Origin of the sequence: Rhizobium sp. SEMIA 4085 (assembly GCF_013004495.1) — a bacterium.
Lineage (GTDB): Bacteria > Pseudomonadota > Alphaproteobacteria > Rhizobiales > Rhizobiaceae > Rhizobium > Rhizobium gallicum.
Genome location: NZ_JABEPH010000407.1, coordinates 1 through 4847 on the forward strand (window position 1 = coordinate 1; position 4847 = coordinate 4847).

5 protein-coding genes and 1 pseudogene are annotated in these 4847 nt (G+C 59.1%); 5 read left to right on the plus strand and 1 reads right to left on the minus strand.

Features of this window, described 5'->3' with window-relative positions:
- Positions 1-158 precede the first annotated feature (158 nt).
- A pseudogene (locus C9413_RS27715) lies at positions 159-518 on the plus strand (helix-turn-helix domain-containing protein); the annotation flags it as partial.
- Positions 519-914: 396 nt separating this feature from the next.
- A complete protein-coding gene (locus C9413_RS27720; protein WP_022717815.1) occupies positions 915-1136 on the plus strand; it encodes a hypothetical protein in 222 nt (73 codons plus the stop codon).
- Between the two features lie 160 nt (positions 1137-1296).
- On the opposite strand, the gene C9413_RS27725 is transcribed toward C9413_RS27720, so the two are convergent.
- Complete coding sequence (locus tag C9413_RS27725) at positions 1297-1959, minus strand: GntR family transcriptional regulator (RefSeq protein ID WP_040116565.1); 663 nt, start codon at positions 1957-1959, stop codon at positions 1297-1299.
- Between the two features lie 382 nt (positions 1960-2341).
- Here C9413_RS27725 and C9413_RS27730 point away from each other — a divergent pair, with 382 nt between their 5' ends.
- The 3 genes from C9413_RS27730 to C9413_RS27740 form a co-directional block, all read left to right on the plus strand.
- Positions 2342-3607 (plus strand): NRAMP family divalent metal transporter, encoded by a 1266-nt coding sequence (locus tag C9413_RS27730; protein ID WP_040115438.1) that lies wholly within the window; start codon positions 2342-2344, stop codon positions 3605-3607.
- Positions 3608-3618: 11 nt separating this feature from the next.
- Positions 3619-4383 carry a 5-oxoprolinase subunit PxpA gene (locus C9413_RS27735; RefSeq protein WP_040115437.1) on the plus strand — a complete coding sequence of 255 codons (765 nt, stop codon included), beginning with the start codon at positions 3619-3621 and terminating at the stop codon, positions 4381-4383.
- A 21-nt stretch (positions 4384-4404) separates the two neighbouring features.
- The coding region (locus tag C9413_RS27740; RefSeq protein WP_170251189.1) for a DUF1445 domain-containing protein at positions 4405-4847 on the plus strand (443 nt) is incomplete at its 3' end.

The following is a 4847-nucleotide window of genomic DNA, read 5'->3' on the forward strand; positions in this document are numbered from 1 at the left end:
CCGCGTGGCGCCTCCGTCTGTGGGTCACGTCCACTGTGAATGGGTTGTTGCTCTGCGTTCCAGCATAGGTATGGAATTTTGTTGTCCCGGAGGCCCACATGCCCTACACTGGTGTGGAACCCGTCCCCCTCTAATCCCCGGACATGCTGAAGTCGCCCGATCTCACGACGGATCGGATATGTCGGGAACTTGGTGTTTCGCGCACCCGCCTCTATCAGGTGTTCGAGCCGGATGGCGGCGTTCATCACTATATTCAGCGCCGGCGGCTTTTGTCTGCTCACGCTGCCCTGAGTGACGTCAGCAATCGGCAGCAAATCGTCGATATCGCCTTTGCTGTGGGCTTTTCTTCTGCTGCCCATTTCAGCCGGGCCTTCAGTAAGGAGTTTGGTTACAGTCCGCGGGAGGCGCGAAATGTGGCCGTTCCGCTCTATCTTGGGCATGCTGTCGCACCAATGTCAGAAGTCGAGAGCGCTCATTCCTTCGACAAATGGCTAAAGACGCTCGGCCATAGCCGCTAGCCCCGGCCGGTGGCCATCAGAGCAGGCGATCTGCGGCATTGACGAGCTCATTTCGCTTGCCGCACACATCGATCGTGCGCCGCTAAAGCCGATGGCGACCTGTCCTAAGCAGCCCGGCGACCTCCCGACGATGGCCCTTTACTGGTCGCCGCTCGTCGCAGGACCGTGGGTATGTTTGCTTGACCGCATATCGTGGTCATTGAGGGTAAAATTCCGGATCGCCGATCGGTGATTGCAAAAAATGGACGCTGCTGCAAGTTTCGGGATGCGTGGCTAACGACACGCGACACTTAACTTATTAGAAACGAAGCATAATAGCAGTTCAGACGAGAGAAACCGGGTACATGACGAATGTACTCTCCATGCAAAATAGCGCAACCTCCAGGGGGCATATCAATGGAATTTACCCGTCCGACAATACAGATCAGCAATCCGCAACATGGCGCAAGTGATCCATATAGAGCTGTCGAGCGCGAAGAGGTCCTTGCAGCGGCATTTCAAGATTTCGTGCAAAGGGCCCTTGCTGCGGGGTGGAAGGAACCGGAGGTCGCCTTGACCTTGGCCGACATCGCGGATGACTATGTGATGGCGCTCGCGCGAAGGGTTGCAGCAAATTAGTATTGAGTATCCGTTCGCGTCTCGCACGACAACAAGCGCGAAATGGTGCCAGCAATTCTTCGGCAAGCCCGCCGGCGCTGCTGCTTCGCGACGAAGCGGCTCGCCGGCGGCGTGCGTGGTTCTGAGACCGTGGTTTTAGCTGCTGGTTTCACAATGGGGATCATTTGCCCGGATCGATCCGCGAGAAGGCGGCGAGAACTGTGCGCTCAGACTGCATCAGATACGCTTCGAGCGCCGTGCAAGCTTCGGCCGTCAGTCCCGCCTCGAGCTTTTCGAGAATAGCGCCATTGAGGTCGACATAGGGCGCGTGCAACGATTCGGGATCGGCGAGAAGGCCGAAACTGAGACGCAGCTCTGCGGCGATCTGGGCGTAGAAAGCATTCAGGCGCTGACTGTCGGCAAGATCGACGATCGCCGCGTGAAAGACCATGTTTTCGCTGCCGACCATGGCCCAATCCTTGCGATCGCGCGCGACCCTGGCGCGCTCGACCGCCGAGCGCATACGAACCACCGCCGGATGCTTGGGATAGGCCTTTGCAAGCGCCTGGCATTCGATCACGCGGCGCACACGGTAGATGTCGATGATTGAGGCCATGCTCGGCGTGGCGACGAAGACGCCGCGATTGGGTTCGTGGCGCAAGAGATTTTCCTTGGTCAAGAGCCGGAAGGCTTCGCGCAGTGAATTGCGCGACACATCAAGGCCGGCGCTGAGCGCTGCCTCAGACAGGCGCTGCCCCGGCTTCAATTCGCCCGCGATCAGCATGTCGCGGATCTCCTTCGCCAGACGCGGCGCAAGCGCCGATATGGTATCCTGTTCAGCCATCAAAGCCCCTTCTGCATGGAAATGGATGAAGCATCCGTCTCCTTGCGCATCGATATCGCGGTTCTCGCTCAATGGGAACCATTGGGCGAACGACACGGCCAATCGGGTCACTGCGGCAAAGGTCAATCGCGGCAGTCAGACATATCCCTTAAGGGCGCGAAAAGTGACAAGCGCGCGGGCGGGTGCTGCAAAATGGGTTCTGAAGATTGGCCGGCGCTCATGAAATGCTCAGATTGCTCAACATTTCAAAAATATAGTAGAACGATAAACTAATATCGTTGAACAATCTTGACATCTTAGAGAAACGCGACGACGCTGGCTCGTGTCAGAACTCACACGGCCCGCCCGAGGGACTGCGGGAGGCCGCATAAGGAGAGGGTTTATGGAACAGCTATCAATTTCATCCGCAGACGGCGCATCGGCCGCATCCTCTGGCATGTCGCTCAAGTCGCGGCGCGCAGCACTCACGGCTGCGGTGTTCTTAATGGCTACGTCGGCAATTGGCCCGGGATTCATCACCCAGACGGCAACATTTACCACCAAACTCGGTGCGGCTTTCGCTTTTGCGATCCTCTCCTCGATTGTCATTGATTTCGTCGTGCAGCTGAACATCTGGCGAATCGTCACCCTGACGCGGATGCGTGCCTCCGATCTCGCCAATGCCGCAATCCCGGGCGCTGGCTATCTGCTTGCCGTTCTGGTGATCGTCGGCGGATTATTCTTCAATATTGGCAATATCGGGGGCACGGGCCTTGGTATCAATGCGATGATCGGGCTTGATCCGAAAACCGGCGGCGCAATCAGCGCGATTCTTTCGATCGGCATCTTCTTATCGAAGCGCGCCGGCATGGCCGTCGACCGTTTCATCATCTTCGCCGGTATCTTGATGATCGCATTGACACTCTATGTGGCCATCGCATCGGCCCCGCCCGTTGGCGAAGCACTGTTCCAGACCTTTTTACCGGCAACCGTCGATTTCGCCACGATCACCACCATCGTCGGCGGCACGGTCGGTGGCTACATCACCTATTCCGGGGCACATCGCCTACTCGACAAAGGCACGGTCGGCATCGAAAACCTCGGCGCCGTCAACCGCGCAGCCCTCACCGGAATCGCCGTCACCGGCGTTATGCGCTACGTCCTCTTTCTCGCTGTGCTCGGTGTAGTCGCAAGCGGTGTCGTAATCGATGTCTCAGGCAAGGGTGCCAATCCGGCCGCCCAAGCCTTTGAGGCCGCCGCCGGCGATGTGGGCATGCGCGTCTTCGGCATTATCCTGTGGGCTGCCGCCATCACCTCGGTTATCGGCGCTGCCTATACCTCGGTTTCCTTCCTCACGATCTTCAAGCAGGACCTTAGTGAGAGGGCGCGCAATATCGCGACCGTGATCTTTATCGCGGTATCGCTGTTCTTCTATGTGATTATCACGACCCCGCCGGCCCAGATGCTGGTCTTCGTCGGCGGCCTGAACGGTCTCATTCTGCCGATCGGCCTGTCGATTTTCATCTATGCTGCCTGGGCCCGTTCTGACCTGATGGGTGGCTACCGTTATCCGCGCTGGCTGCTTGCGCTCGGCGTGCTGGCTTGCGTCCTCACCTGGTACATGGGCTACAAGTCAATCGGCCCGATCTTCGCGCTTTTGACCGCCTAAGGAGACCTGATATGACTGCCATCGATCTGAACAGCGATCTCGGCGAAAGCTATGGCGCATGGGGCATGGGCGACGACACCGCGATGCTCGCCCTCGTCTCCAGCGCCAATGTCGCCTGCGGCTTTCATGCCGGCGACCCGCTCGGTATTCTAAGAACCGCCAGGGCCGCAGCTGAAAAGGGCGTTTCGATCGGCGCTCATGTCTCCTATCCTGATCGCGTCGGCTTCGGCCGGCGCGACATGGATGTCGCAAGCCACGAACTGACCGCCGATGTCATCTATCAGATCGGCGCACTGAAGGGCATTGCAGCGGCAGCGGGTGTCACCGTCGGTTACGTCAAGCCGCACGGCGCTCTCTACAACCGCATCGCCCGCGATCCCAAGCAAGCCCAGGCAGTGATCGACGGCATCAAGGCGGTGGATCCCTCGTTGGTGCTGATGGGTCTTGCAAATACGCCAATTCTCAAGCTCGCCCGCGACTGCGGCTTGAAGACCGTGGCGGAAGCCTTTGCCGACCGGGCCTATACACCCGATGGCGACCTTGTCTCACGCCGTGAACCGGGTGCCGTCCTGCATGATCCCCAGCTGATCGCGCGCCGCATGCTGCAGCTTGCCCATGAAGGTACGCTTGAAGCGATCGACGGCTCGACGATCAAGATCGACGCCCAGTCGATCTGCGTGCATGGCGACAGCCCCAGCGCTGTCTCCATCGCCATGGAGATTCGCCGCGTCTTCGAAGTCGACGGGATTGCCGTCCGCTCCTTCCTGGCCGCCTGACCAACCTGCGAGAGACGTGCAATGATCGATAGCGAACATCTTCGCCACATCAACGCTGGGCCGGCTCAAAAGGCCCGCGAACGCTATCGGATAGGCAGCATCGAGCCGACTTCGGGCGTCGCGCCGGGTTTCACCCAGGCTAATATGATCGTGCTTCCGCGCGACTGGGCCTTCGATTTTTTGCTTTATGCGCAGCGCAATCCAAAGGCTTGTCCGGTGCTCGATGTCTCTGATCCGGGTTCGCATGCGACCCTGCTTGCGCCCGGCGCCGACCTTCGCTCTGATCTGCCGCTTTATCGCATCTGGCGTGATGGAAGGCTCGCCGAAGAGACAGCGGATGCGACAGCAGCCTGGGCCGAATATCCAGACCTCGTCAGCTTCCTGATCGGCTGTAGCTTCACCTTCGAGACCCCGATGGCGGAGGCCGGGATCGAGATCCGCCACATCACGGACAAGTCCAATGT

Bases quoted from the DNA above. Each gene is read 5' to 3' on its own strand.
- C9413_RS27720 (WP_022717815.1), top strand. From the start codon at position 915: ATGGAATTTACCCGTCCGACAATACAGATCAGCAATCCGCAACATGGC.
- C9413_RS27725 (WP_040116565.1), bottom strand. From the start codon at position 1,959: ATGGCTGAACAGGATACCATATCGGCGCTTGCGCCGCGTCTGGCGAAG.
- C9413_RS27730 (WP_040115438.1), top strand. From the start codon at position 2,342: ATGGAACAGCTATCAATTTCATCCGCAGACGGCGCATCGGCCGCATCC.
- C9413_RS27735 (WP_040115437.1), top strand. From the start codon at position 3,619: ATGACTGCCATCGATCTGAACAGCGATCTCGGCGAAAGCTATGGCGCA.